The organism is Sulfurimonas sp. NW9 (assembly GCF_051132275.1).
GTDB lineage: Bacteria > Campylobacterota > Campylobacteria > Campylobacterales > Sulfurimonadaceae > Sulfurimonas > Sulfurimonas hydrogeniphila.
The window spans coordinates 15466-39418 of sequence record NZ_CP093236.1; the positions used below are offsets into that span (position 1 = coordinate 15466).

General features: G+C 38.5%; 28 protein-coding genes. 25 read left to right on the forward strand and 3 right to left on the reverse strand.

From position 1 onward, the window contains the following. Positions 1-24: 24 nt before the first annotated feature. Both MLC44_RS00085 and MLC44_RS00090 read left to right on the forward strand, forming a co-directional pair. A complete protein-coding gene (locus tag MLC44_RS00085) occupies positions 25-651 on the forward strand; it encodes an HD domain-containing protein (RefSeq protein WP_434658891.1) in 627 nt (208 codons plus the stop codon). Next, positions 638-859 carry a hypothetical protein gene (locus MLC44_RS00090; protein WP_434657794.1) on the forward strand — a complete coding sequence of 74 codons (222 nt, stop codon included), beginning with the start codon at positions 638-640 and terminating at the stop codon, positions 857-859. The genes MLC44_RS00085 and MLC44_RS00090 overlap by 14 nt, the downstream gene beginning before the upstream one ends. 42 nt (positions 860-901) lie before the next feature. Here the strand turns inward: MLC44_RS00090 and rpsU are convergent, their stop codons facing one another. Next, positions 902-1114 (reverse strand): 30S ribosomal protein S21, encoded by a 213-nt coding sequence (rpsU, locus tag MLC44_RS00095; protein WP_151901446.1) that lies wholly within the window; start codon positions 1112-1114, stop codon positions 902-904. A gap of 81 nt (positions 1115-1195) precedes the next feature. Further along, positions 1196-1498, reverse strand: a complete 303-nt coding sequence (locus MLC44_RS00100) for an ArsR/SmtB family transcription factor (protein ID WP_418640845.1) — start codon at positions 1496-1498, stop codon at positions 1196-1198. Between the two features lie 161 nt (positions 1499-1659). Here MLC44_RS00100 and MLC44_RS00105 point away from each other — a divergent pair, with 161 nt between their 5' ends. From MLC44_RS00105 to MLC44_RS00180, 16 genes are all read left to right on the forward strand, one after another. Further along, the gene (locus MLC44_RS00105) at positions 1660-2121 is read left to right on the forward strand and encodes a c-type cytochrome (protein WP_434657797.1); all 462 of its coding nucleotides are present in this window, start codon (positions 1660-1662) and stop codon (positions 2119-2121) included. A gap of 19 nt (positions 2122-2140) precedes the next feature. Further along, positions 2141-2611, forward strand: coding sequence for a permease (locus MLC44_RS00110; protein ID WP_434657800.1), 471 nt, complete (start codon positions 2141-2143; stop codon positions 2609-2611). Then, entirely contained in the window at positions 2611-2916 is a 306-nt protein-coding gene (locus tag MLC44_RS00115; protein ID WP_434657803.1) for a hypothetical protein, read from the forward strand. Before MLC44_RS00110 ends, MLC44_RS00115 begins: the two co-directional genes overlap by 1 nt. Further along, a complete protein-coding gene (locus tag MLC44_RS00120) occupies positions 2916-3260 on the forward strand; it encodes a hypothetical protein (protein WP_434657806.1) in 345 nt (114 codons plus the stop codon). Before MLC44_RS00115 ends, MLC44_RS00120 begins: the two co-directional genes overlap by 1 nt. A gap of 7 nt (positions 3261-3267) precedes the next feature. After that, positions 3268-3579, forward strand: a complete 312-nt coding sequence (locus tag MLC44_RS00125) for a hypothetical protein (RefSeq protein ID WP_151901443.1) — start codon at positions 3268-3270, stop codon at positions 3577-3579. Positions 3580-3624: 45 nt separating this feature from the next. Then, complete coding sequence (locus MLC44_RS00130; protein ID WP_434657809.1) at positions 3625-3954, forward strand: TolC family protein; 330 nt, start codon at positions 3625-3627, stop codon at positions 3952-3954. Beyond that, entirely contained in the window at positions 3951-4808 is an 858-nt protein-coding gene (locus tag MLC44_RS00135) for a TolC family protein (protein WP_434657812.1), read from the forward strand. Before MLC44_RS00130 ends, MLC44_RS00135 begins: the two co-directional genes overlap by 4 nt. Then, positions 4801-5370, forward strand: coding sequence for a hypothetical protein (locus MLC44_RS00140; RefSeq protein WP_434657815.1), 570 nt, complete (start codon positions 4801-4803; stop codon positions 5368-5370). Before MLC44_RS00135 ends, MLC44_RS00140 begins: the two co-directional genes overlap by 8 nt. Before the next feature lie 20 nt (positions 5371-5390). Then, positions 5391-5849: a hypothetical protein gene (locus MLC44_RS00145; RefSeq protein WP_434657817.1), complete on the forward strand. Its 459-nt coding sequence runs from the start codon at positions 5391-5393 to the stop codon at positions 5847-5849. Between the two features lie 8 nt (positions 5850-5857). Next, positions 5858-8914, forward strand: a complete 3057-nt coding sequence (locus MLC44_RS00150) for an efflux RND transporter permease subunit (RefSeq protein WP_434657820.1) — start codon at positions 5858-5860, stop codon at positions 8912-8914. A gap of 104 nt (positions 8915-9018) precedes the next feature. Next, a complete protein-coding gene (locus MLC44_RS00155) occupies positions 9019-9528 on the forward strand; it encodes a hypothetical protein (protein WP_434657823.1) in 510 nt (169 codons plus the stop codon). 64 nt (positions 9529-9592) lie between these two features. Then, positions 9593-10408 carry a DUF3187 domain-containing protein gene (locus MLC44_RS00160; RefSeq protein ID WP_346389072.1) on the forward strand — a complete coding sequence of 272 codons (816 nt, stop codon included), beginning with the start codon at positions 9593-9595 and terminating at the stop codon, positions 10406-10408. Positions 10409-10417: 9 nt separating this feature from the next. Beyond that, positions 10418-11056, forward strand: coding sequence for a response regulator transcription factor (locus MLC44_RS00165; RefSeq protein ID WP_434657826.1), 639 nt, complete (start codon positions 10418-10420; stop codon positions 11054-11056). Further along, positions 11043-12089, forward strand: a complete 1047-nt coding sequence (locus MLC44_RS00170) for a sensor histidine kinase (protein WP_434657830.1) — start codon at positions 11043-11045, stop codon at positions 12087-12089. The genes MLC44_RS00165 and MLC44_RS00170 overlap by 14 nt, the downstream gene beginning before the upstream one ends. Before the next feature lie 7 nt (positions 12090-12096). Further along, entirely contained in the window at positions 12097-13767 is a 1671-nt protein-coding gene (gene dnaG / locus MLC44_RS00175; RefSeq protein WP_434657834.1) for a DNA primase, read from the forward strand. Positions 13768-13817: 50 nt separating this feature from the next. Further along, positions 13818-14237, forward strand: coding sequence for a hypothetical protein (locus tag MLC44_RS00180; protein ID WP_151901434.1), 420 nt, complete (start codon positions 13818-13820; stop codon positions 14235-14237). An 8-nt stretch (positions 14238-14245) separates the two neighbouring features. Here the strand turns inward: MLC44_RS00180 and MLC44_RS00185 are convergent, their stop codons facing one another. After that, complete coding sequence (locus MLC44_RS00185) at positions 14246-14464, reverse strand: hypothetical protein (RefSeq protein ID WP_434657837.1); 219 nt, start codon at positions 14462-14464, stop codon at positions 14246-14248. 234 nt (positions 14465-14698) lie between these two features. On the opposite strand from MLC44_RS00185, the gene MLC44_RS00190 reads away from it, so the two are divergent. From MLC44_RS00190 to MLC44_RS00220, 7 genes are all read left to right on the forward strand, one after another. Next, a complete protein-coding gene (locus MLC44_RS00190) occupies positions 14699-16177 on the forward strand; it encodes a flagellar hook-length control protein FliK (protein ID WP_434657840.1) in 1479 nt (492 codons plus the stop codon). A 10-nt stretch (positions 16178-16187) separates the two neighbouring features. Beyond that, complete coding sequence (locus MLC44_RS00195; protein ID WP_434637155.1) at positions 16188-16844, forward strand: FlgD immunoglobulin-like domain containing protein; 657 nt, start codon at positions 16188-16190, stop codon at positions 16842-16844. 14 nt (positions 16845-16858) lie between these two features. Continuing rightward, positions 16859-18130 carry a flagellar hook protein FlgE gene (locus tag MLC44_RS00200; protein ID WP_434657843.1) on the forward strand — a complete coding sequence of 424 codons (1272 nt, stop codon included), beginning with the start codon at positions 16859-16861 and terminating at the stop codon, positions 18128-18130. 78 nt (positions 18131-18208) lie between these two features. Beyond that, a complete protein-coding gene (locus MLC44_RS00205) occupies positions 18209-19948 on the forward strand; it encodes a flagellar hook-basal body complex protein (RefSeq protein WP_346389079.1) in 1740 nt (579 codons plus the stop codon). A 62-nt stretch (positions 19949-20010) separates the two neighbouring features. Then, complete coding sequence (locus MLC44_RS00210) at positions 20011-21459, forward strand: sensor histidine kinase (RefSeq protein WP_346389080.1); 1449 nt, start codon at positions 20011-20013, stop codon at positions 21457-21459. Further along, entirely contained in the window at positions 21453-23423 is a 1971-nt protein-coding gene (locus MLC44_RS00215; RefSeq protein ID WP_434657847.1) for a TonB-dependent receptor plug domain-containing protein, read from the forward strand. Before MLC44_RS00210 ends, MLC44_RS00215 begins: the two co-directional genes overlap by 7 nt. Further along, a complete protein-coding gene (locus tag MLC44_RS00220) occupies positions 23420-23950 on the forward strand; it encodes a hypothetical protein (RefSeq protein WP_346389082.1) in 531 nt (176 codons plus the stop codon). The genes MLC44_RS00215 and MLC44_RS00220 overlap by 4 nt, the downstream gene beginning before the upstream one ends. Positions 23951-23953: the final 3 nt, after the last annotated feature.

Genomic DNA, 23953 nt, shown 5'->3' on the forward strand with positions numbered 1-23953 from the left:
CTTAATGAATCACTCTCTGAATCAATTGCTCTTGCACATGATCTCGGACATACGCCTTTTGGACATGTAGGGGGAGATACTCTGGATGAGTGCTTGAAGGCTGACGGATTTTCTAACGGATTTGAGCATAATTTTCAATCATTTCGGGTTGTGACCAAACTTGAAAAACGGTATAAAAATTTTGACGGACTCAATCTTACTTTTGCAACACTTGAAGGAATTTTGAAGCACTCTTATCCCTATAAAAAGCCCTTTCTTCCAGAGATAATAGACAAACAGTTTGATTTAAACAAACATCCTACCTATGAGGCTATGGTTGTAGACCGTGCCGATGAAATTGCGTATATGAGCCATGACATAGATGACGGGGTAAACTCCGGACTGCTTACTTTTGAGGATCTCAAAGAGAGTGAACTTGCCTGTGAAATTCTTGAAAAGGTTGCTTTGGAAGGTGTAGGAGAAGAGAATGATGAAATGTTTCGCTACAGATTCAGTTCACATCTTATAAACCATCTGGTCTATTCTCTCCTTGAATACTCAAAGCAAAAAGTTGCGCATTGTGAAGAAACACCTATAGGTTTTGAAAAAGAGCTTGAAACAAAAATTAAAAAAACTGAAGAAACTTCTTTTTGTCAAGATGTATCAGCATAAAAATATAGTTCGAAAAATGTATGCCGGGAAACAGGCAGTCAAAGGACTCTATAAAGGTCTGATGGAAGAAGAGAAAATGCTTCCGCAGTTTTATTATAAGCAGTTGGATATAAGAAGCAAACACAGGGTTATTGCAGATTATATTGCAAGCATGAGTGACAGGTATGCACTTAATTTTCATAATGAAATGTATGGAAAAATAAATTAAAGGATTAAGAGAAGAAGAAACGTTCTCCCAAAGGAGAAGCGTTTACAGGCGTGATTCGTAACGTCTCATCATATAAAGACGTTTAAGCATTTTCTTACGAGAAGCAATTTTGAACTTTTTACGTTTTTCAGTCTCTGTTTCATGGAAACGGCGAGCACGAGCTTCTGTAACGATTAAGTTACGGTCAACTTGTTTTTTGAAACGTCTGTAAGCAGCATCAAAGTTGTCATCCGGACGTAGTACAATACCAGGCATATCACATCACCCACTTTCTGTTTAAATTTGAAATGGAAGTATAGCATAATAAATTTTTCTTTCAAAGTTGATATTGTTTTTTTATCGTGTGGTACATGAAATAATTTTTGGTAAAGTTGCTATATCTTCCTGTATTGTGTCTAAAAAGCAGTACAGAATTTTATTTTTGCCAAGAGAATAAATGATCCACTTTCCGCTTTGTTTTGTTTGTACAAGTTGGGCTTCGCGCATCTGTTTCAGATGGCGTGAAACCAATGGCTGTGAGAGCTCTAATGTATCACAGATTTCACATACACAGAGCGCTTTTTCTCTGTAAAGCAGTGCTATTATTTTTACTCTGTTACTGTCTGACAGTATTTTTGCAAGCTGAACTAATTTTTCCATCTAATCTCTTTCGAAGTTTTATTATATAACAATATCGTTATATGAATTATATCATAAAAAGGAATTTTAGTTATGAAAAAATTATTATTAGTTTTAATTTTAGGATTTGTTTCTCTTGGAGCAAATTCGGGAGAAGATATATACAAAGCAAAATGTGCCTCATGTCATGCTATGAAAGGGATGATGATCAGACACAGATGCAGGCAATGCGTCAGAAAATGCAAAATGCCACACAGGAAGAAAAAATGGCAATGCGTGAAAAAATGATGCGCAAAATGCAAAAAAGCAAAATGAAAGCGCCGCCGATGCCTATGGTATCAAAACGTTTGAAAATGATGCTCAAAACCCGTGAAGATTTTATTGCTTTTGTAGCAGATTATATACAAAACCCTTCAAAAAAGAAAGGTTTCTGTATGCCGATGGCATATAAACGTTTTGGTACAATGCCTCCGATAGGAAAAACGCTAAGCAAAGAAGAGAGAGCGGCTGTTGCTTCCTGGCTGTATGATAATTTTAAAGAGTCATGGGGCAAATCTATGGGCGGTAAAATGTGTGAAATGAAAAACAAAAATATGAAATGCGGCGCAGGAAAATGCGGCGCCGTAAAAATCCAAACACATTAGGTTTATGATGGAAACTGTTATGCTTTTTTTCTCTGCTCTGGTTGATTTAAGCAACGCCATGGCCCCTTATATTTTGTTCGGACTTGTTTTTGCCGGGTTTTTGCACGAACTTGTTCCTGAGAGTATTGTAAAAAACCATCTTGGAAAAGATTCTGTTATGTCGGTAATCAAAGCGACAGTTTTCGGTATTCCTCTTCCTGTATGTTCTTGCGGGGTAATTCCTTTGGCAACGGGTATCAAAAAAAGCGGTGCAAGTAACGGTGCCACACTCTCTTTTTTGATCTCTACACCGATTACAGGAGTTGATTCCATACTTGCGACTTATGGAATGTTTGGCTGGGCTTTTACTATTTACAGGGTTGTGACTTCGATGATTATTTCTGTTATTGCCGGAATTTTATCCAATTTTTACCCTGAAAAGGAGAACAAAAAAGAGCAAAAACCTGCCGCAGTATTTAGTATGAAGGCTCCGACAAACCATCCTCGGTAATGACTTTCTCGGCAGTAAAAACATCTGATGATGCAAGCTGTTGCAGCACGCAGGCAAGCAGTGGCGAGAAAAAAAACAATATTGTTAAAAATGCCTTCACCTATGCTTTTGGAACACTTTTAAAAGACATTGCGTCACCATTGCTCGTAGGTCTTCTTCTGGGTGCTTTAATAACTGTGGCGGTTCCTGACAATCTGAGTGAAATACTTATAAAATACAACTGGCTCTCGTATATCATAGTGATAGCCATTGCCGTGCCTATGTATGTATGTGCAACCGCTTCTTTGCCGATTGCCGCAGGTTGATGTTAGCCGGTGTGAGTCCCGGAGCGGCTTTTGTTTTTTTAAGTGCAGGTCCTGCGACAAATACTGTAACAATAGGCGTTGTAAAAAAGATGTTGGGAACAAGAACGCTTTATATCTATCTTGGGACCATCATAGCCGGCTCCCTTCTTTTCGGACTGGGACTTGACTATCTTTTTCGCGATGTGAATGTCAAAGAACTTGTGCATATGGATGAGGATGCCGGTTTTATCGCCTGGATTGCAAGCCTTGTTCTTTGGGGATTTGTGCTGTACTATGTAATAAAACCATATTTTTTCAAGATAAAGAGTGTAATGACGGCAGTTGTTGCAGTGCTTAGGGTATAATACGATTATGAAAAAGAGACTGCTCACATTTGTTTTATTGTTGTCAATGAGTTTTAACATACTCCATGCGTACGCAATAGAGGTTCTTGAGACAGACCCGTGTCAGGTGAGTGAGTATGTCCATGAATTTAGCAATAACAGTGAGACAGCGGATAACTGCATTTGTCAGTTGCACCACTGTTTTCACATTGCTTTTATTCTTCCTGAAATAAATATCCCTTTTGCACGTGAAAATTTTTCTCAAAAACCCTATTCAAATATCAAGATATATGAGTTTAACTCATACGATAACTTTCTAAAACCTCCTATCAGCGCATAGTTCTAATCTAATATTTATAAATTAACAACAAACAAAAGGATAACTATGTTTAAAAAAAGCATATTTGCAGTATTTGGATTTTGTGCAGTTCTGTCCGCACAGGATTTTGATACATTTTTATATGAGGCTTTGCAGGCATCTCCCTATCTTAAAGCGAATGCTTTGGAGATAGAGCGTGCGGATGAGCAGTCAAACGTGATACAGAGATATAAAAACCCGAAACTCTCCCTTGAGGCATCAAAGTTTACTCCTGATCTTGGAAAGAGTGAAGCAGGCTACAGGGTTGCCCTGATGCAGCCTGTCCGTTTGTGGGGTGTCGGCAAAGACAGAACAAATTTGGCAGCAGCAACAAGGAAGAGGCTAAAGGACTGGTGACTCTTCAGCATGCAGAATTTGTGAAAGTGCTCTCTTTGCTTTATGTTGAGTATATAACCGAGTCTGCATTGCTCCGATTGGCCCGGGAGGAGTTTTTAATTTCTAAAAATATTGCAAATATTTCAAGAGAGCGATATGAAGCGGGAACAATCGCAAAAGTGAAATATCTTCGGGCAAAAGTGGATTTGACAAGCAGTAAAAACCTGCTGAATGAGAAAAAAGCAATGCGGCTTGCAAGTTATTATAAACTGTTGGCATTTGCGGGTCTGCAAAACGAGAAAGAACTCGATGACAACTATGTGTTTAGGCTTTCAGACAAAATGCAAAAAGAAGAGATACAAAACAGTTCGGCAGAGCTGTACTACCTCAAAACACAGCAAAATACCGCAAATGCAAAAGCAAGACTCAATGCAAACAAAATTCAGTGGATGAACGTTTATGCAGCCTACGAAGCTGAACCGGACCAAAGCATTGCCAGAGTCGGTATGAATATTCCTCTTGCTCTGTTTAACACAAAAAAAGAAGAGCAGCGTATCGCCGTATTACAGGCAAAACAGAGTGAATTTCTGCTGCAGAATCAAAAAACAGCGCTTTCGCGCAATATCGAGCGGTTAAAAAAAGAGTTAAATATTCTACGTGCTGTTGTAGGCTCTACACAGGATCTTTACAATGCGCAAAAAGAGCTGTTAAAAATGTATGAAGACGGTTACAAAATAGCAAACATCAACCTTTTGGAACTGCAAAATATCAAGAACCAAATGATACAGACAAAAGAAAAAAAGATAATACTTGAAAATAAAATAAACAGAAATATAGTTCTGTATAACTATGAAGTAGGAGAATATAATGAATAAGTTATTACTATCACTGTTGCTGGGAATCGGGGCTGTTGTACTGGCTGCTGAAGTTCCACTGGCAAAGACACAAATGCACAGTTTTAAAAAATCGGTAGCACTCAATGCCAAGATCATACAGCTTTCAAATGCGCAGCAGTCTATTACCTCGTTAGTGGGCGGGCATTTGGAAAAATATTTTGTCAAACCCGCACAGGATGTAAGTGAAGGGGATAAAATTGCTCTTATCAAGTCTATTAAAGTTTCAAAAATGAGCGCAGATTATATTGCACTGAAGAAACAGTATAAGTCAGCACAAAAAAATTATGAAGCTGTTGAAAAACTTTACAAAAAGGGAATGACGTCAATGCAGAGTCTTAACTCTGAAGCGATTAAGACAAGTGAAATTGCGGCCAATCTTACAGCCTTGCAGTCGCAACTTGAAACATTGAATATAGATGTGAAAAATCTCAAAAAAGCAACCGCTGACTTTATTTTATATGCACACAGCTGCGGACGTGTTTCAGCTCTTTTAAAACCATTGCACTCTTCTGTATCCCAAATGAACCGATTGTTTCAATAGTAAAGAATCAAGCCTATTATGTGAAATCCTATCTGCCTCTTGAATATGCGACCAAAGCGCGTATTGGGGATACAGTAGTGGTTGACTATGCAGGAGAAGAGATTATTACACATGCCACGCAAATAATGCCCAAGGTGGATGAAACAACACAAAGAGTCGTGGTTCTTTCAAGCGTGGATCAAAAAGTGGATGATCTTTTTATTGATGTCTATGTAAAGGCAACAATATATTTTGCTGATGCAAAAAGCTATGTTGCTGTGAAAAAATCGGCATTTTCTTTTTTTAACAACGAATGGGTGGTTTTTGTTCCCAGCAAGGAAGAGTCTCCGGAATATGTGCCGCAGGTTGTGGCAATAGTTGCAGAAGATGATGAATATGTCGGGGTAAAAGGTTTGGAGTTGGGAGAAACCTATGTGAGCGGTGAGAGTTATTATGTGAAATCGGCATTGCTCAAATCATCTCTTGGCGATGGGGATTAGGGGCTGGTATGTTAGATAAACTTATAGAGCTTTCGCTCAAATACAAAATTTTAGTGCTTGTCTTTTTTCTCGGAATTATTGCTTTTGGTTACAGGGCATACCGGGATATTCCCATTGATGCCTTTCCTGATATTACGCCGAAACAGGTTGTCATTTATACAGAGAGTCCGGGAAATTCTGCCGAAGACATAGAAAAGCTCATCACCTACCCTATAGAATCAGTTGTCTCGGGGATGGCAGGGGTGAAACTTATTATGTCAAACTCCATTTTTGGACTCTCCTATGTTTCTGTCTTTTTTGAAGACGATATGGACATATATTTTTTACGCCAACTCGTTTCAGAACGACTTGCAAGTGTGGATATTCCAAAAGGCTGGGGAAAACCTGTTTTGGGACCAAATACAACCGGTTTGGGACAGGTTTTCTGGTATCAGGTAGAAGATACAACAGGAAAATACTCCCTGCAGGAACTCAAAGAGATGCAAAAGTACATTGTTACCCCTCTTTTTAAAAGTGTCAGCGGTGTCGAAGAGGTCATCGGCTGGGGCGGTTATGAGAAACAGTATAATGTTTTGATAGATACAAAAAAACTGCAGGACTTTGGGATTACCTATGGCGATATCATTGAGGCACTGCAAAAATCAAATCAGGCAGCAGGCGGGCAGTATTTGGAGTTTAACCGGGAACAGTATCTGATTCGCGGAGCAGGTTTGTATAAAACGCTTGATGATATAAGAAACAGTGTCATAAAACCCAGTCAGGGGCAGGCTATTACCATTGGTGATGTTGCCAGTGTAATGCCTGGTGTGAGCCCAAGATTTGGAGCCGTGACGATAGACGGGAATGAAGCTGTTATGGGAATGGTGCTGCAACGGACAGCTACCAATGCGGCAAAGGTCGTCGAACGTTTAAAAGAAAAGATCAAGACAGTCAACAGTGCTCTGCCGGAGGGTGTGAAAATTACTACTCTGTATGACAGAACAGACATTACACACAAAGCGGTAAATACAATGACCTCGGCACTTTTAAGTGGTGTAGTTTTGGTTGCCATTGTACTGTTTTTATTTCTGTTTGAACTGCGCAGCGCTTTTATTGTTATCCTCTCTTTGCCCCTGTCTTTATTGAGTGCGTTTTTGCTGATGGATTATTACAATCTTTCAGCCAATCTTATGAGTTTGAGTGGTCTGGCAATTGCGGTAGGTATGATAGTTGACGGAACCATTGTAATTGTAGAGAACAGTTTTAGAAAACTGCATGACAATCCTTATGAGCCCAAATTGCAAGTAGTCACCGAGGCGGCAAAAGAGGTGGCAACCCCTGTGACTTTTGCTGTTTTAATCATTGCGGCGGTCTTTATTCCTCTGCTCTCACTTGACGGTTTAGCCGGAAAACTCTATACGCCGATGGCACTCAATATTGTGTTTGTCATGCTCGGCTCGCTGCTTGTAGCACTTGTACTGGTTCCGGTACTTATTTTGATGCTTTTAAAACCGACAAACTCTCCTGAAAATATCGTGATGAGAGGTATTAAAAAAGTCTATACGCCTGTACTGCTGTTTGCACTGGAAAATGCAAAAAAGATTTTGGCAATTGTCACTGTTGTGTTTATTGTTCTTGCCTATATGCTTTCCCAGCAGGGACGGGAATTTTTGCCAACACTCAATGAAGAGTCTATTATGTACAGGGTTATTGCAATTCCGGGAACAGCGCTTACCCAGTCCATAGAAGTTTCTGAAGATATAGAAAAGTATATACGAAAACATTACCCCAAAGATGTAGAGTCTGTGCTGACAATGATAGGACGAAGCGAAAAAGGAGAAACGGCGCAGGCAAACTACATGGAAGTGCTTTTGACGCTCAAACCTAATATTGAAAATTTGCCTGCTTTGACGAAAAAGATGAGTGAAGATTTGGAACATTATTTTGCTTTTGTACAGTTTATTCCTACGCAGCCTATTGCAATGCGTATAGAAGAATTACTTGAAGGCGTAAAAGCAGAACTGGCTATTAAAATTTACGGAGAGAATCAAAAAGAACTCGACAGAATTGCCAAAGATATTCAAAACACCATTAAAGGCGTGGACGGACTGGAGCGAATGGAAGTAGAATCACAGCTTGGTCAGGCACAGATTAAAATAACTCCGGACTATCTCGCTCTTGCACGGTACGGTATAAGTGTAGAAGATGTGATGCAGGTTATTCGTAACGGTATAGGAGAAGAGGGTGTCACCCAGAAAATAGAGGGGATTAAAAGATTTGCCATTGTTGCCAAGATAAAAGGCGCAAAAGAAGATATTGCATCTATAAAAAATGTAACACTCCGTTCACAAAACGGAAATATTGTCAGGCTCAAAGATGTCTGTGCCATTGAAATAGTCCAAGGCGCCTCTTTTATCAAAAGAGAGAACCTGAGCCGTTATATGGTCGTCTCAATGGATGTAGAAGGACGAGATACCGCCTCTTTTGTAAAAGAAGCGGATGCGTTGATAAAAGAAAAAGTGAAAATGCCCGCAGGATACTATATAGGCTGGGCGGGTGACTTTAAAAATATGAAAGAAGCGACACAAAAGCTGATTATTATTATTCCCGTAACACTTCTTTTGGTTATTTTACTGCTTTATACGGCATTTAATTCTCTGAAAAAGTCGATGATTATTTTGCTGAATGTTCCTTTTGGGTTTATCGGCGGTATCATTGCTCTGCTTGTCGGCGGTATATATTTGTCTGTTTCGGCGATAGTGGGCTTTTTGGCTATTTTTGCCATCGCGATACTCAACGGTATTGTATTGGTGAGTTTTATAGATGAACTGCGAACCAAATATCCTGATGTGGATTTGAAGATACTTTTAAAAGATGCAACACTGCTGCGTCTGCGACCGGTACTGATGACAGCTTTTACAACACTTTTCGGAATTCTGCCGCTTCTTTATGCGACAGGTGTAGGGAGTGAGATACAGTACCCTTTGGCGGTGGTTATAACAGGAGGGATTATAAGCTCGACACTGCTTACTTTACTGATATTGCCATCAACATATCTGCTTTTTTATGATAAAAAGAAAAATTAGTGAAGTGCTAACACTTTGCTAACTATGTTGTGTGATAATACCAACATCAAAACAAGGGAATCAAAGAATTCCCGGGTTTGAAAATTAAACACAAAGGATTTCAGATGAAATTAGTTAACATTACATTATCAGTTGCTTTGCTTGGTCTTTTAAGCATAGCTTCGGCAGATGAGAGTGCTGCGACAGATACAGCAACAGTGAGCGTTGATGCACAGATAGAAGCCATTCAAAGCGCACCTGAACAAGAAAGAGTGCAGTTGATGAATGAGTTTAAACAAAGACTTATGCAGATGAACCAGGAAGAGCGAATGGCTGCAATACAAGAGATGCAGAGTAAAATGCAGACAGAAGCAGGTGCCGGACACGAACTTGGTACAGGTACTGCAGCAATGGCAAGAGATATGATGCCTGATGAAGAGCATAACCTTGGTGATATGACGCAGACAAGAGCTCAGGACCATGTACAGGAGATGCAGATGCAGACAAATGAGCATATGAACCAGGTACAGAATATGACACAGCAGCAGGCTGGCAGTCAGTATATGCAAACTATTGAAAGAAGTGGCGGAGCAGTCGAACAAAATATGAATATTGACATGATACACCGCAGATAGAAAAATTAAACAATCAATCATCTCCAGAGCTTAACGAGGTGATTGGTTTATAAAGGAGATACCTATGAAAAAAATGTTTATTTTAATGATGCTGGGCATGTTCTCTGCCAGCCTTTTTGCCTACTCTGATTCAGATATGGACGGTGTGGATGACAGTAGAGACAAATGTCCCAATACCCCTTTGACCGATTTGGTTGATATAAACGGGTGTACTAAAAAAAGCCTTGTCTCCTCCCATCATTTTGATATTATCATCGGTGCAAATTATGCCGGATCCAATTATGCCTCTTTAAATCAGACAGATACCTATTCCAGTTCCCTTCAAATTGACTATTACTATAAAAACTTTTCACTTCAGGCGTCTACATCCTATTATACTACCAATGGAGACGGCTATAGTGAAAATGGTTTAAATGACTCATTTTTAGGAGCATCGTATCAGTTTAAACCACTGAAATCTTTCTCTTTTCGTGTAGGGGCGGGCGTTCTTCTGCCTACATATGATACAGCGTTAAATAACAACAACACTGACTATACAGCTTCACTGAATGCAAGTTATGCTTTAGGAAAAGTCAATATATTCGGTGGTTATATTTACACGATGATTAATGATGATGATATAGCAGGAACGGTTGCCTATCAAAACACAAATGCATTTAGTGGCGGTTTAGGGTATTACGTTACAAACAAACTGTACCTAAGCGGGGCATATAATACTTCAGACAGTATTTATGCAGGTGTTGAAAAAATCAGAACAGTTTCGGCGTACGGATACTACAGTATCAACATGCACTGGTTCACTACCTTCTCTTATGCGTACGGACTGAGTGACAGTGCAAGTGACCAAGCCGCTTCCGTAAAACTGGGCTATTATTTTTAAAGAAAGATGATGCAAAAACATATACTTTTACTTGAAGATGATGTACCCCTCGCCCTGACTTTGGCAGAGCTCTTGGAAGGGGCCGGATACAGTGTCGATACGGTGCATAACGGAAATGATGCTATTGACGCTTCGTATGAAAAGAGGTATGATTTGTATGTTTTTGACATTAATGTTCCGGATATGAACGGACTGGAACTATTGGAGAGTCTGCGAAATGCCGATGATACTACACCGGCAGTTTTTATCAGTGCTTTAATAGATTTGAATTCTATATCCAAGGCGTTTTCCATTGGTGCGGATGATTATCTCAAAAAGCCTTTTTTCCCGGAAGAGTTGCTTATCCGTGTCAATGCCAAATTGTCTCAGACAAACAAAGACATTGTTTATAAAAATCTGAGATATTCAGCAGAAAAAAAAGAGCTCTATAAAGATGGCAAAATAGTCTCTTTGGGAGAAGTGCAAGAGTGCCTTTGTGATCTGTTTATGCATAATATCGGCAAGGTTTTGGACAAAACTGTTCTGATGGACTGTCTTGTCAGCCCATCAGATGCGGCTTTACGGGTTGCACTCAATAAATTTAAACATATCACAGGCCTGGATATAAAAAATATTCGCGCAATAGGATATATGCTTGAAAAAAGTTGAAAAAGAGTCCCTGCTGAAGAGTTTTTTTCTCTTCTTCTTATCACAGACACTCTTGGCAGGGGCTCTTTTTCTACTCAACTATCAAAAAGAGCTGCAAAGCCTTGATGAGACTGTTTTTTCAAAAATGAGACTTTGCAGTTTTTCTCTGCAGTGTAAAGAGTTTCAATACGATTTTGTCCCCAAAAAAGAGTATGAACTCTACAGACTGTATAAAAATGAAAGCGAATTAAGTGCTTATTTTTCCATTCCTAATTCTACAAAAAATGCCCTGAAAATTTATCTTCCAAAAGAGAAGTATATGCAGGAGGTACGCACTCTGCAAAAAGAACTTTTATGGAATTTTTTTATTGTTGTATTTGTCATTGCAATATTGTCTTTTTTCTTTGCTCTGTATGCACTCTCTCCGTTAAGAAAGGCGTTACATGTAACCGAGGAGTTTATAAAAGATATTTTACATGATTTTAATACGCCTTTGTCTACCTTGCGCCTCAATGTTTCCATGCTCAAAAGTGAAACGGGAGAAAATACTAAAATCAAGAGAATAGAAAATGCTGTGCAGAATATTTTGAATCTGCAGGCAAATTTGCGAGCTTATCTGCATTCACATGTAACGCAAAAAGAGCAGCTTGTGTTAAAAGAATTTTTGAAAGAGCGTATAAATCTTATAGAAAGTAATTACAGAGATATCAGCTTTCATACAGAAATTCCGGCTGTTGTGTTACATGTAAACAAAGATTCTTTTACGAGAATCATAGATAATCTGATCTCAAACGCTGCCAAATACAATCAAAAAGAGGGAAAGGTTTTTATCCGATTTAGCGATAATATTTTAAGCATTGAAGATACAGGCAAAGGCATACAAAATCCCAAGCGTGTCTTTGAGAGATTTTACAAAGAGCAGGAGAGAGGCATAGGCATAGGACTGCATATCGTTAAAAAACTGTGTGAAGAATTAGATATTGCTGTTTCTGTACAAAGCGAAGTCGGCAAGGGGACAGTTTTCACGCTTAATCTTAAAAATATCATAGTATAATTTCTTTATGATTTCCCAAGATTCCATAGAAGCCCTCAAAGCCAGACTTGATATTGTTGATGTTGTCGGCAGCTATATAGAACTGAAAAAAGCAGGGGGTAATTTTAAAGCACCTTGTCCTTTTCATGAGGAAAAATCCCCCTCTTTTGTAGTGAGTCCGCAAAAACAGATCTTTCACTGTTTTGGATGTGGAGCCGGCGGGGATGCAGTGAAGTTTGTGATGGAGTATGAAAAGCTGAACTATCCCGAAGCTTTGGAAAAACTGGCGGATTCCTATAACTTTACACTTGCTTACACCGATAACAAACATAACAAACCGCGTTCACAGGTTATGGAGAAGCTCAATGAGTGGTATCAATCACTTTTAACGAAAAACCAAACAGCCTTTTCGTATCTTCAAGAGCGGGGCATTTATGAAAACAGTATAGAAAAATTTGGTATCGGCTATGCACCCGATTCGAATGCAACGCTGAATTTTATCCGCTCACAGCAGTTCAGTATCAAAGAAGCAGTGGATATGGGTGTTGTCGGTTACAATCAGGAACGCAACCATACCTATGCCCGTTTTATAGAGAGAATAACCTTTCCGATTTTCTCCGCCAACGGCAGTATTGTCGGCTTTGGCGGCAGAACTATAACCGGACATCAGGCAAAATATGTCAACTCTCCCGAGACAGCTTTTTTTAACAAATCACGTCTTTTGTATGCCTATCATCTGGCAAAACAAAGCCTGCATAAAAAAGGCGAAATCATTATCACAGAGGGTTATCTTGATGTTATAATGCTGCATCAGGCCGGATTTGACAATGCTGTGGCAACGCTGGGAACGGCGTTGACACATGAACATCTGCCGCTGCTTCGAAAAGGTTCTCCTCGTATTGTCATGGCATATGACGGAGATAAAGCAGGGCGTGCAGCAGCCCTCAAGGCTTCAAAACTTTTAAGTGCTTCTGGTTTTAACGGCGGTGTTGTGGTGTTTGACGGAGGACTTGACCCTGCCGATATGGTCAAAGAGGGGCGCGTTGAAGAGTTGAGCAGTATGTTTCGCAAAGCAAAACCTTTTATAGAGTTTGTCCTTGATGAAATTCTTTCTCTGTATAATCTCAAAGACCCAAAAGCCAAAGAATCCTGTATGCAAGAGGGCATTGCCTATCTAAAAACACTCTCTCCCATACTGCAAGAGGAGTATAAAACCTACCTTGCTTCACGTCTGGGCGGATTGGGTGTCTCTCCCTCGCTTTTGCGATTCAATACCCAGACAGATACAAACAGGCAAAATATTCCCCAGCAAAAAAACAGTGCACACAGAGATATGTGGGAACTCTCTTTGATTAAAACTATTTTGGACAAACCTGAGTATATTGAACAAATTTTGGATGTGATTGACCCGAGTTTTTTGCAGTTTCACTCTTATGAATTTTCACTGGTACTGCAGGGAAAACAAGATACTCCCGAGATAATGGCTATTCGGGTAGATGAGACTATCACACCGCTTCAAGATGAAGAGGCTTTGAATGCGGAACTGATTACTTTTTTGACAAGATACTATGAAAGAGAGTTGAAAAAGGTCAATATTGCTTCAAATATCAGTTTTGAAGAGAAAGCTTTTTATATCCGGAAATTCCGGGGGAAAATTGCAAAACTCAAAAGAGGGGAACTGGTCACACCGAATGATTGAGTCGGATTAAAGATTTTTTGTTATACTAAAGAAAACAGAAGGAACCCAAGATGGCAGGCGTACATTTCTCATTTGACAATTTTAAAAATTTACTGGATTTAAATATTGGTATATCGGACAGACTGGATGAAAACCGTGCTGAGAGTTTTACTCTGCTCTATTGCGATTTTTCGGGGATTGAGCAGAGTGTGGTGGATGCTTCTTTAACGGAAATACTGCGTTCATCAGATTCGATAGCAAATGACGGCGCGGATTATTTTTTTGTCCTTCCTTACACTGACAAATACGGAGCTGAGATTGTCAAAAAGATGTTTGATGAGTTTTTTGCAAAGTATCTGGACTCTTTTTTACTGAGCTATCCTGTGGACGGTGAAACAACAAAAGATATTCTTGAAAATATGCAAAACAGTGTCAGTAGATTTTTTAAAAAAGAGTTGCACTGTCTGGACAGGATTACAAGAGACTATTAAGTAGGTACTTAGAAGCCTTTTTTTGTAAATTTATAATATTTGGAGTTTTTGTAAAAAGAGATTGCTTCGGATATTTTTTGCTCTTTGTATATTTTTTTATCGCACACCCATCTGCATTTTATTTTTGGGTTGTGCATCGCTTCAATATTTGACTTGGAAACTTTTGTGGCATATATGGTCTCTGCAATCACCAATAACGGCAAAAGTATTAAAAATATAATTTTCATATTTCTAATATCGACACTTCTTTAAAAATATTAATGCTTTCTCGGAACCGGTACTTTCTAACGCTAAAGCGTGACTTGGAAAAAACTAAATTTTTTTCTGCAGTGTCTGCTGTTGCAATAGTCTTGCCACTCTCAGCCCGGACTGAAGTCCGCGTTCCGAAAAATCTGCTTAACTTAATGGAACACTAAATGCTTTGTATTTTAAAATTCTTTTGAAAAGCAGAGGAGCAAAGTGTGATTTCAGTAGATATAAAAAAAGAGATTTCTTCCTTATCTCCTTTAAATACAGCACTTCCGGAAGAGGAAGAGCCAACGATCTCTTTTGCATCCTTGCTTAAAGGAACAAAAGAATCAAACAGTAAAATTATGCAAAACGGTTCATTGATTCTTGCATTAAATGATGAAAAAGTTCCTGTTGGATCTGCCACAGAAGTAGAAAGTGCCGAACTTGCTTCGCAAATAACAGCCAAAATGTCACAAGAGGATGTTAAAGTTTTGATAAAAGAGGCAAAAGAGTTTCTGAAAAGCAAAATTGTGCAGAGTGAAGGGTACAAGAAAGCCGAGATTGATGCCTTGCCAAAAACACTGAACGGTCTTGTACAGCTTGCAAAGAAAACAGGGATTGAACTTTCAAAAATCACATTGGAAGAGGTGAAAGACTTTGCACAGACGAATGCAAAAACAATAGCAGAACAAAAATCCTCTCCTTTGCAGATAAAACAAGAAGCAGTACAAAAGTCAGAACAAACTTCTTTTTCCCAGATAAAACAAGAAGCAAAAGAAGAAGCAGACGTTTCAAATGAAGAGATACCGGTTCGTGTCAAAGTAAAAAAAACAAAAGCAGATGTTGCAAAAGTTCAAGAGACAGGGGTGGCAGACGAAAGTTTGGAACTGGTAAAAAAAGAGATTGTTAAAAATACACAGCAGGTTAAACAAGAGCAGAAACAGACCCCCTTGTTTAAAGCGCAGAGCAGCGTTACTGAAATTACGACACAGCAAATTGTAGATACAAAAGTAAATACACTGACAATAGACAAAACTCCAAAACAAAAAGCTGATGACACATTGAAGCTTCTTCTGCGTGGAGAAAAAATCACAAAGAATGAATCAGGTCTTACAGCAGATTTTTCAGTGGCAACAGCAAAGGTGATGGTAGCACCGCATACTTCAAGAGAGACAGAAAAATCATTAGCGTCTCTTTTGCAAAATGACAAGAGTGAAGACGGCGCTGTACAGGCAAAGACAGATGGATTGAATATTGCAAAGGCAGACAGTTTTGAGGTAAAACTCAATGAAGCAAAACAGATGGTCAAATATCTCTCTCATGATGTAAAATCTGCAATTGAAGAGTATAAGTCGCCATTTACACGTATCAAAGTTCAGCTAAATCCACAAAGACTGGGTGAGGTTGATCTGACGATAGTACAACGCGGAAAAAATCTTCATATAAATATCAGTTCAAACAATACTGCCATCAATACTCTGGCTGTGAATGCGCAGGACTTAAAAGTGCAGTTACAAAATAATGGAATACAAAATGCTTCTTTAAATTTTAACAGTAATGCTCAAAGCGAAAACTCTCAAGCCGGACAGCAGGAACAGCAGAGACAAAACCAGCAAAAAGCTGATGACGAGTACAACTATTTTGAAACGCTGCAGAGCAATGAAGAAGTTTTAAGCTCATTGGAAATTGTAGTTCCATACTACGCATAAAGGACATATTATGACAATAGATACAACAGCAAATAATTCGGCACTCTCCGCAACTACATCGTCTGACAATCCAAAAGGAACACTCGGGAAAGATGATTTCATGAAGCTGCTTTTGGTACAGCTTCAATATCAGGATCCCACTTCACCAACCGACACAGAAACAATATTGACACAGACTTCCCAATTGGCCAGTCTTGAGTCGGCAGATAATACAAATGCAGCCTTGGAAAAATTGACAGCTTCTTTGGGAAGTTCGCAACAGTTTTCGACTATTGCAGCGATAGGAAAAACTGCTGACCTTGGCAGTGATGCTATTGCTCACGACAAGGGGACAGATACAACCTTTGAAGTTTATTTTCCAAATGCAGTCGAACAGGGTACGGTTTCTATTACAGATGCAGACGGAAATACTGTACAGACTTTGGATGTAGGAACAAACCCTTCAGGTGTGTATCAGTTTACATGGGATGGTACAGACACCTCGGGCAATCAGGCTGAGAGTGCCATTTATCATGTAAATGCACAGTATGTAGATGCAAATGGTGACACACAACAAACACGCTTGGGAGCTTATCCTATAGAGTCTGTACGATTTGACAACGGAAATACACTTGTCAAAGTCGGTTCAAATTATGTGCCGTTAGACAACATAAAAGAAGTTTACTAAAAGAAGGATTTGCTATGATGACGCAAGCATTTTATACGGGAATATCCGGCTTAAAAACATCTTCTGGTGGTATTGATGTTGTTTCAGATAATCTTGCAAATATTTCTACTGTCGGATTTCGTGCATATAATGCTGAATATTCAACACTTTTTGAAGACAGCTTAGCCAGCGCATCAAATAATCTTGCCTTGAATAACAGTATAGGTACTGGTGTGCAGATGCAGTCAGCTTCTCTCTCCCTGGCACAGGGAACTTTGTCACTTTCTGACAGAAGTACAGATTTGGCTATTTTGGGTGATGGCTGGTTTGGAATTGAGCAAGGCGGTGCACCACTCTATACCAGAGCGGGAGACTTTACTTTTGATGCAAACAGTGATCTTGTCACTACTGATGGATACTATGTTCTTGGAACAATTGGAAATAATATCAGTGAAGATAACATACTTACACAAACACTTAGTGAAGTTCCGTTAGGTGGTGTAAATGAGCAGGAAAAACTACGTTTTCCAAAAACCCTCACATACCCTCCTGAACCAACAACACAAGTGAAATTCTTAGGAAATGTAGGTGTGGGTGCAGAAGGTTCAGAAGTGGTTACAATGGGTGCAAGTGTTATTGACCCTCAAAATAATCGTAATGAGTTGCGTTTAGAATTTACCAAATCAGCAGTGCAAACCCCGCCGGGAACACAATGGGATGTTACAGCAACAACAAAATCACTTGATGGGCAAATAATTTATGATACGCAAACCGGAACAGTTGCATTTGATGAAACAGGTGCTCTTGTCTCATCGACATTAACAACTATAGATAATAATGGCACACCTGTCACCATTGATCTTGGTACAGCATATGATGGGGTTGTTTCAATCGACATACCTGTAGTACCTGGCTCTTCTGTAGCCGATGGAACAATAGGGGGAGAACTTGAGGGATATGCAATCAATAAAAACGGTGAGGTAATTGCAACGTTTACAAATGGAAGACAGAGTAGTGTCGGACGCATAGCCGTATACCATTTTGTCAATGATCAGGGCTTGGAAAGGATTACCGGTACTCGATTTGGAGTAAGTTCCAACAGTGGTGAACCAATTTTTTTTCAAGATACCAACGGGCAAAATATAATTGGAACAGAAATTACAAATTTTAGATTGGAAGGCTCCAATGTTGCAATGAGTGCCGGACTTACCGAACTGATCATTCTGCAGCGGGCATATGATGCCAACTCAAAATCAATTACTACAGCGGATCAAATGATGCAAAAAGCACTCAATATGGATGCCTAAATCCTATAACTGGAACACTTTATGCTTTATAAACCATACTAACACTGTCTTTTTAAGATAGTTTTCAAAGGATTTAATATGTTAAAATCACTTTTCTCCGGGGTATCCGGACTGCAGTCCCATCAGGTTGCGATGGATGTAGAATCAAACAATATTGCCAATGTCAATACAATTGGTTTTAAATACTCCAGAGCAAATTTCTCAGATCTTTTGGCACAAACAAAGGCAATTGCTACTGCTCCTCAGGGACAGCTCGGCGGAAAAAATCCTGTACAGGTGGGGCTTGGTTCAACGGTCAGCTCCATGACGCGTATTTTTTCACAGGGATCTATCCAAAACTCCGATAAAAATACGGATGTCGCGATTCAGGGAGATGGGTTTTTCATTATATCGCCTGATGGGGGGAACACATATAAATATACACGTGCAGGTGATTTTAAGTTTGATGCAGGCGGAAACTTTGTTGACAATAACGGCTTTATAACACAGGGATGGCTGCGTGATCCGGTTACCGGAAAAGTGGATTCTACTGCACCGATTGAAAATATCAATATTCCGCCAGGATTGACAACTCCTGCAAGTCCAACTTCAGAAGTTGTTTTAAAAGCAAATCTCAATTCGGGACCTTTGGTTGAGAGTTACTCTCGTGCTTATCAAATTGATGATGCCGGAGTTGTGAGCGATTATAACGGTAATACCGCTGGTGTAAATTCCGGTGATGTCGGTTCTATGTTTAACAGTAACGGAGAGGCTTTTTCTTTGCAGGACGGACAGGGTATAACAATTGACTATGGTAATGGAACTGTACAGACATATGAGTATCAGTCAGACGGTACAGGAGACTTTCAGACATTAAAAGACCTTAGAGACAAGATAAAAGCAGATGTGAATCTTGTGTCATCTACTGCAACAGTTGTTGTAGATGAACAGGGGAAAATAAAAATTGACAACTCAGCTGCCGGTGGTGCTGCTTTAAATATTATAGTAGAACCACTGTTAGCTGGTGGGGTGACTGAAAATACACGCTTTTTGACAACAATGAGTGCCCTAGAAGGCAGTTTGCCAAATGTTACAGGAGCCGTTGCTTTTTCTCAGGATTTTAATGCCGCTACGCATTCAAGTTCTATAGATATATTTGATTCACTGGGTACTAAACATACGCTTCGAACTGAATTTAGAAAGGTTTCTGCAAGTAAATGGGATATGAGGATTACCGTTCCTGAACCTGCAACAATCAGTACAGCAGCCCCTACAAACCAGGTCAATGGTTCGATAACATTCAATACAGACGGCTCTCTGAGTACCTATGATCCGACAAGTGTTTCCTTTACCGGAAACAACGGTTCTGCTCCAAATCAGACTGTTAATCTTTCTTTTGGTACGCCTAACAACTTTGACGGGATGACATCATTTGACAGTAAAAGTGCTACTTCCGGGATTTCCCAAGACGGTTTTACAGGAGGGGATTTGATTGGAATCAGAATTGATCAAAGCGGTACTCTGATTGGTTCATTTTCAAACGGACGTTCTTTTGGTTTGGCACAAATTGCTATGGCGAAATTTACAAATAACGAAGGATTGGCTACAGAAGGCGGAAATGTTTATAACCAGACAGCCAACTCAGGAGACCCTATCATAGGAACTGCTGCGACTGCCGGACGTGGATTTATCCAAAGTTCTGCATTGGAAGCTTCTAATGTGGATCTTTCTCGTGCATTGACACAGCTCATTATTATTCAGCGTGGTTTCCAGGCAAACGGAAAAACTATTACGACCTCTGACCAGCTTCTGCAAACACTTATTGGTTTAAAACAGTAAGCTTTTAGTACAGCACTCTGTTTTCAGGGCTTTATTGGCTCTGAGAATGTATAATTATTTTTATGTTTAAAACATTAATTGGTAAATTTACTTTCTTATTTTGGCTTGTATTTTTCTCTATCATCATCCCTGTATATATTATTTCATTTTCCTATTTTAAAGAGATACTCATTAAAGAAGAGGGACAAAAGATTACATTCTTATTTCGCGGAATAGAACCTTTGCTTGCTTTTCACATCTCTTTTGAGCAAAAAAATAATGTAAAATTTTTGCTAAATAAAATATTAAAACAGTATGATATTGCTGAAATACGTCTAAAAGATGCAGACGGAAAAATAATATATGAAAAGAAAAAGAAAATATTACCCCAACAGGCTTTTTATTATGAAGGTGTTATAAAAGATCCTTTTAATAATAAAAGCATAGCTTCAATCAAAGCAGAATATTCCAATAAAAATTTGAAAAAACTTTCCGTAAATATACTCTATATGCTGGGTTTGACACTGTTGCTTACTTTGGGAATCTTTTTAATAAGTCTCTTTTTATTGCGGCGTGATTTGCATCTGCTCAACGTCATATCTAAAGCTTTTTTAAAATATTCACATACAAAAGAACCGGTTGATGTGAAAGTTGATAATGCAACGCAGGAAATTCAAATTATTGCCAAAACATCAAATGAAATGATGTACACGATTACAGACTATTTGCATCAATTACAATTATTTAACAAAGAACTCAAGGAGAAGGTACAAGAAGAAGTGGCAAAGCAGCATCAACAGGAAAAGCTTATGCTGCATCAATCAAGACAAGCTGCTATGGGGGAGATGATTGAGTCTATTGCACATCAATGGCGTCAGCCTTTGAATAATATTGGACTGGCTAGCAGTGATTTGCTGATTAAGTATGATCTTGATACATTACATGCACAAGAGTTTCACAAGAGAATGGAAGAGATCTCTCATAATATTCAGTATATGTCTGATACTATTGATGATTTTCGCAATTTTTTAAATCCTTCAAGAAAAAACAGTTATTTTAATCCTGTTCCTTTACTGAAAGACGTTATAAAGATTTTGGATGCACAGTTTAGGAATAATGCAATCTGCTGTAATTTTGATGTGCAAACTAAAGCACTTTTTTATGGTGTTGAAAACGAATTCAAACAGGTCGTGCTCATAATACTGAATAATGCAAAAGATGCCATTAGGAGCAGACAAGAACGGAATGAGCTTAAAGATGGCATGATTTCTATGGTGCTCAAAGGTACAGATAAAGATACTGTTTTAGAAATTTGTGATAATGGCGGAGGCATTCCTCCAAAAATTATAGCAAATATATTTGAGCCTTATTTTACAACAAAATCTAAAATTTCAGGAACAGGAATTGGACTGCATATTGCAAAAAATATTATAGAATCGAGGATGAAAGGTTTGATAATGGCTGAAAATAGAGATGATGGGAGCTGTTTTACCATCAAGTTAAAAAATTATAAAGAGAGTGACGAATGGTAAAAATGGTTTTTTTACTGCTGTATGCAGTTTTTGTTAATGCAAATGCCACATTTGATGATTTTAATTTGACACAGGATCTTCAGGATGTTTCACAAATTGCAACAAAAAGTAAACTTAACATCAGTCAAACACCTTCCGTTGTTTCGGTTTTACATCCAAAAGAGTTAAAAAAACTTGGAATTAGGACTCTGTATGAGGCTCTCTCTGCGGTACCCGGTATTGAGCTTTCAATGGGAACAGCCGGAGCAAAGCAGATAAATATGAGGGGAAACAAATCATTTATCCGTGATAAAATCAAACTGATGATTGATGGGGTGGGCATTAACAGCGAGTTGGCAGGAGGGGGATATTTTTACCTTGATATGCCGATAGACCTCATAGAACAGATAGAGATTATTCGCGGACCTGCCTCCGCGTTATATGGTTCTTTGGCACATGTCGGCGTTATCAATGTTATTACGAAAAGTTTACATCCGTCAGCGCATATTCTCTCTTATACCCGTTCTTCTAAAAACTTTCAAAATCTGACATTTTCCCAATCTGTAAAACAGAACAATATGCATATTGCCCTGGACGGTTACTTTAATAACAATGAAAACAGTCGTATATATAAAAACTATTCTTTAATTACAACACAAAACAAGTTTGTCTCTTATGAAAATTACACAGACAAATCATTCGGTTTAAATATAGCGTATAATGCTTTGTCATTTAAATCACGATGGCTTGAACACAATACACAAAACTATTATGGTTACGGGGATTGGCCGATTAGTCATGATCCTAAAAAAATTAAAACAAAATCTTTTTTCAGTGAGCTCGTGTATGCTCCAAAAATAAATAATAATTTGTCTTTTAATCTAAAAGCCGGTCTGAAATTGTACCAGTTTGGCGGTGTTTCTCGCTATATTCCATACTCGATTATGACAACACCCCCCTCTCCCGAGTATGATTTGTTGGGAGAAGGCAGCTATAAAGAGCGTACACTCTACAGTGAAGACACCCTTTTATATAAAACACAGTTGAATGAATTTCTACTTGGGATATATATTGCAAAAAGTGATGAAATTACTACCGATTACAGAGTGAATGATCCAACCCTTTCAGAAAATATCAATATAAAAGTAAATAATATTGATAAAGATATTAAAAGAAAACAGTATGCCCTTTATTTTAATGATATTTATCCGTTAATGCCGCATATTACACTCGATGCAGGTGCAAGATATGATTATTACAGCGACAGTGATGCAGGATTTTCTGCCAAGTTGGCATTATTGTATGCGTATGATGAAGTACAAAACTACAAACTGCTTTATCATCGTTCTTTTCGTGTGCCCTCTTTTTTGGAGCTTTACAGTTCTGCAAGTCCATATTTTGGAAATAAAGATCTTAAATCTGAGACAATTGATACTGTAGAATTAGTGTATCATCGTCAAAACAGTTTTAATAACTGGATAAATATTAATCTGTATTATTCAAATATGTCAAATTTTATAGATAGAAACAACAGCTTTTATTTTTATAATGCTGAAGATATAAGTTCATACGGAGCAGAGTTTGAGATAAAATACTCATTGGATGCAACAATGAATGTGCAGGCAAACTACTCTTTTGTTAATAATACGAAGATGCCTTTTATTTCCAGCCATCTGGCAAATATTATGCTGTTGAAACATTTTACAGCTGATCTTGAGAGTGGAACCCGCATACGCTATGTCGGTGCAAAACAGAGAGAATCTGCCGATACACGGGAGAAAATAAAAGCAAAAGTTTTTGTTGACCAGACTTTTACATACTGGTATAAAATGTTGACATTGACGGCATCTGTGAAAAATATTTTTAATACAACTCCCGTCTACCCTTCAAAGCTTGGAGACGGAGTGACGACAGGGACATATCTTGAAGATTTTCAAAGAGATGGGCGGATATTTTGGTTGAATGTCGAATGGAATCTGCCTTGAAAAAACTCTTACTCTTCTTTGTAGTCGCTTATACAACTCTATTCGGATATCAGTATGATACTGTTATTATAGATATAGAAGCAAAGTTGTTCCCAAAAATTGCATTAATGGAAAAAAGTGTGCAAAAATCCCCTTCAAAGCGTTTGAATATTTGGATTGTTTATAAAAAAATAGACACCAAGATGGCCAAAAAATTTAAATTTAAAATTGAAATGCTCTACAAGATGCCTCTGCTTGGCAAAAAAATAACGGTTGATACTGTTCTAATGAGTCAATATAATAAGATGCAAAATCTTCCGGATGCTCTTATTGTGCTTTCATATGATTCAAAAGAGATGAAAGATATTGCAAAATGGGCGAATGAAAATAAAATAGTCAGTTTTGTGTATGAACCAAAAGATTTGCAATACGGTTTTTTGGGCTCCGTTTATATTGGGCTTTGTGTGAAGCCTTATCTCAACAAGAAAACGATAAAAGAATTTGGATTTGTTTTGACTCCTTATCTATTACAGTTAAGTAAGTTCTGAATT

What these genes read in the sequence shown, in the direction of transcription:
- MLC44_RS00090 (WP_434657794.1), top strand. Translation starts at nt 638, where the DNA reads ATGTATCAGCATAAAAATATAGTTCGAAAAATGTATGCCGGGAAACAG.
- rpsU (WP_151901446.1), bottom strand. Translation starts at nt 1,114, where the DNA reads ATGCCTGGTATTGTACTACGTCCGGATGACAACTTTGATGCTGCTTAC.
- MLC44_RS00100 (WP_418640845.1), bottom strand. Translation starts at nt 1,498, where the DNA reads ATGGAAAAATTAGTTCAGCTTGCAAAAATACTGTCAGACAGTAACAGA.
- MLC44_RS00105 (WP_434657797.1), top strand. Translation starts at nt 1,660, where the DNA reads ATGTCATGCTATGAAAGGGATGATGATCAGACACAGATGCAGGCAATG.
- MLC44_RS00110 (WP_434657800.1), top strand. Translation starts at nt 2,141, where the DNA reads ATGCTTTTTTTCTCTGCTCTGGTTGATTTAAGCAACGCCATGGCCCCT.
- MLC44_RS00115 (WP_434657803.1), top strand. Translation starts at nt 2,611, where the DNA reads ATGACTTTCTCGGCAGTAAAAACATCTGATGATGCAAGCTGTTGCAGC.
- MLC44_RS00120 (WP_434657806.1), top strand. Translation starts at nt 2,916, where the DNA reads ATGTTAGCCGGTGTGAGTCCCGGAGCGGCTTTTGTTTTTTTAAGTGCA.
- MLC44_RS00125 (WP_151901443.1), top strand. Translation starts at nt 3,268, where the DNA reads ATGAAAAAGAGACTGCTCACATTTGTTTTATTGTTGTCAATGAGTTTT.
- MLC44_RS00130 (WP_434657809.1), top strand. Translation starts at nt 3,625, where the DNA reads ATGTTTAAAAAAAGCATATTTGCAGTATTTGGATTTTGTGCAGTTCTG.
- MLC44_RS00140 (WP_434657815.1), top strand. Translation starts at nt 4,801, where the DNA reads ATGAATAAGTTATTACTATCACTGTTGCTGGGAATCGGGGCTGTTGTA.
- MLC44_RS00150 (WP_434657820.1), top strand. Translation starts at nt 5,858, where the DNA reads ATGTTAGATAAACTTATAGAGCTTTCGCTCAAATACAAAATTTTAGTG.
- MLC44_RS00155 (WP_434657823.1), top strand. Translation starts at nt 9,019, where the DNA reads ATGAAATTAGTTAACATTACATTATCAGTTGCTTTGCTTGGTCTTTTA.
- MLC44_RS00160 (WP_346389072.1), top strand. Translation starts at nt 9,593, where the DNA reads ATGAAAAAAATGTTTATTTTAATGATGCTGGGCATGTTCTCTGCCAGC.
- MLC44_RS00165 (WP_434657826.1), top strand. Translation starts at nt 10,418, where the DNA reads ATGCAAAAACATATACTTTTACTTGAAGATGATGTACCCCTCGCCCTG.
- dnaG (WP_434657834.1), top strand. Translation starts at nt 12,097, where the DNA reads ATGATTTCCCAAGATTCCATAGAAGCCCTCAAAGCCAGACTTGATATT.
- MLC44_RS00180 (WP_151901434.1), top strand. Translation starts at nt 13,818, where the DNA reads ATGGCAGGCGTACATTTCTCATTTGACAATTTTAAAAATTTACTGGAT.
- MLC44_RS00185 (WP_434657837.1), bottom strand. Translation starts at nt 14,464, where the DNA reads ATGAAAATTATATTTTTAATACTTTTGCCGTTATTGGTGATTGCAGAG.
- MLC44_RS00195 (WP_434637155.1), top strand. Translation starts at nt 16,188, where the DNA reads ATGACAATAGATACAACAGCAAATAATTCGGCACTCTCCGCAACTACA.
- MLC44_RS00200 (WP_434657843.1), top strand. Translation starts at nt 16,859, where the DNA reads ATGATGACGCAAGCATTTTATACGGGAATATCCGGCTTAAAAACATCT.
- MLC44_RS00205 (WP_346389079.1), top strand. Translation starts at nt 18,209, where the DNA reads ATGTTAAAATCACTTTTCTCCGGGGTATCCGGACTGCAGTCCCATCAG.
- MLC44_RS00210 (WP_346389080.1), top strand. Translation starts at nt 20,011, where the DNA reads ATGTTTAAAACATTAATTGGTAAATTTACTTTCTTATTTTGGCTTGTA.
- MLC44_RS00215 (WP_434657847.1), top strand. Translation starts at nt 21,453, where the DNA reads ATGGTAAAAATGGTTTTTTTACTGCTGTATGCAGTTTTTGTTAATGCA.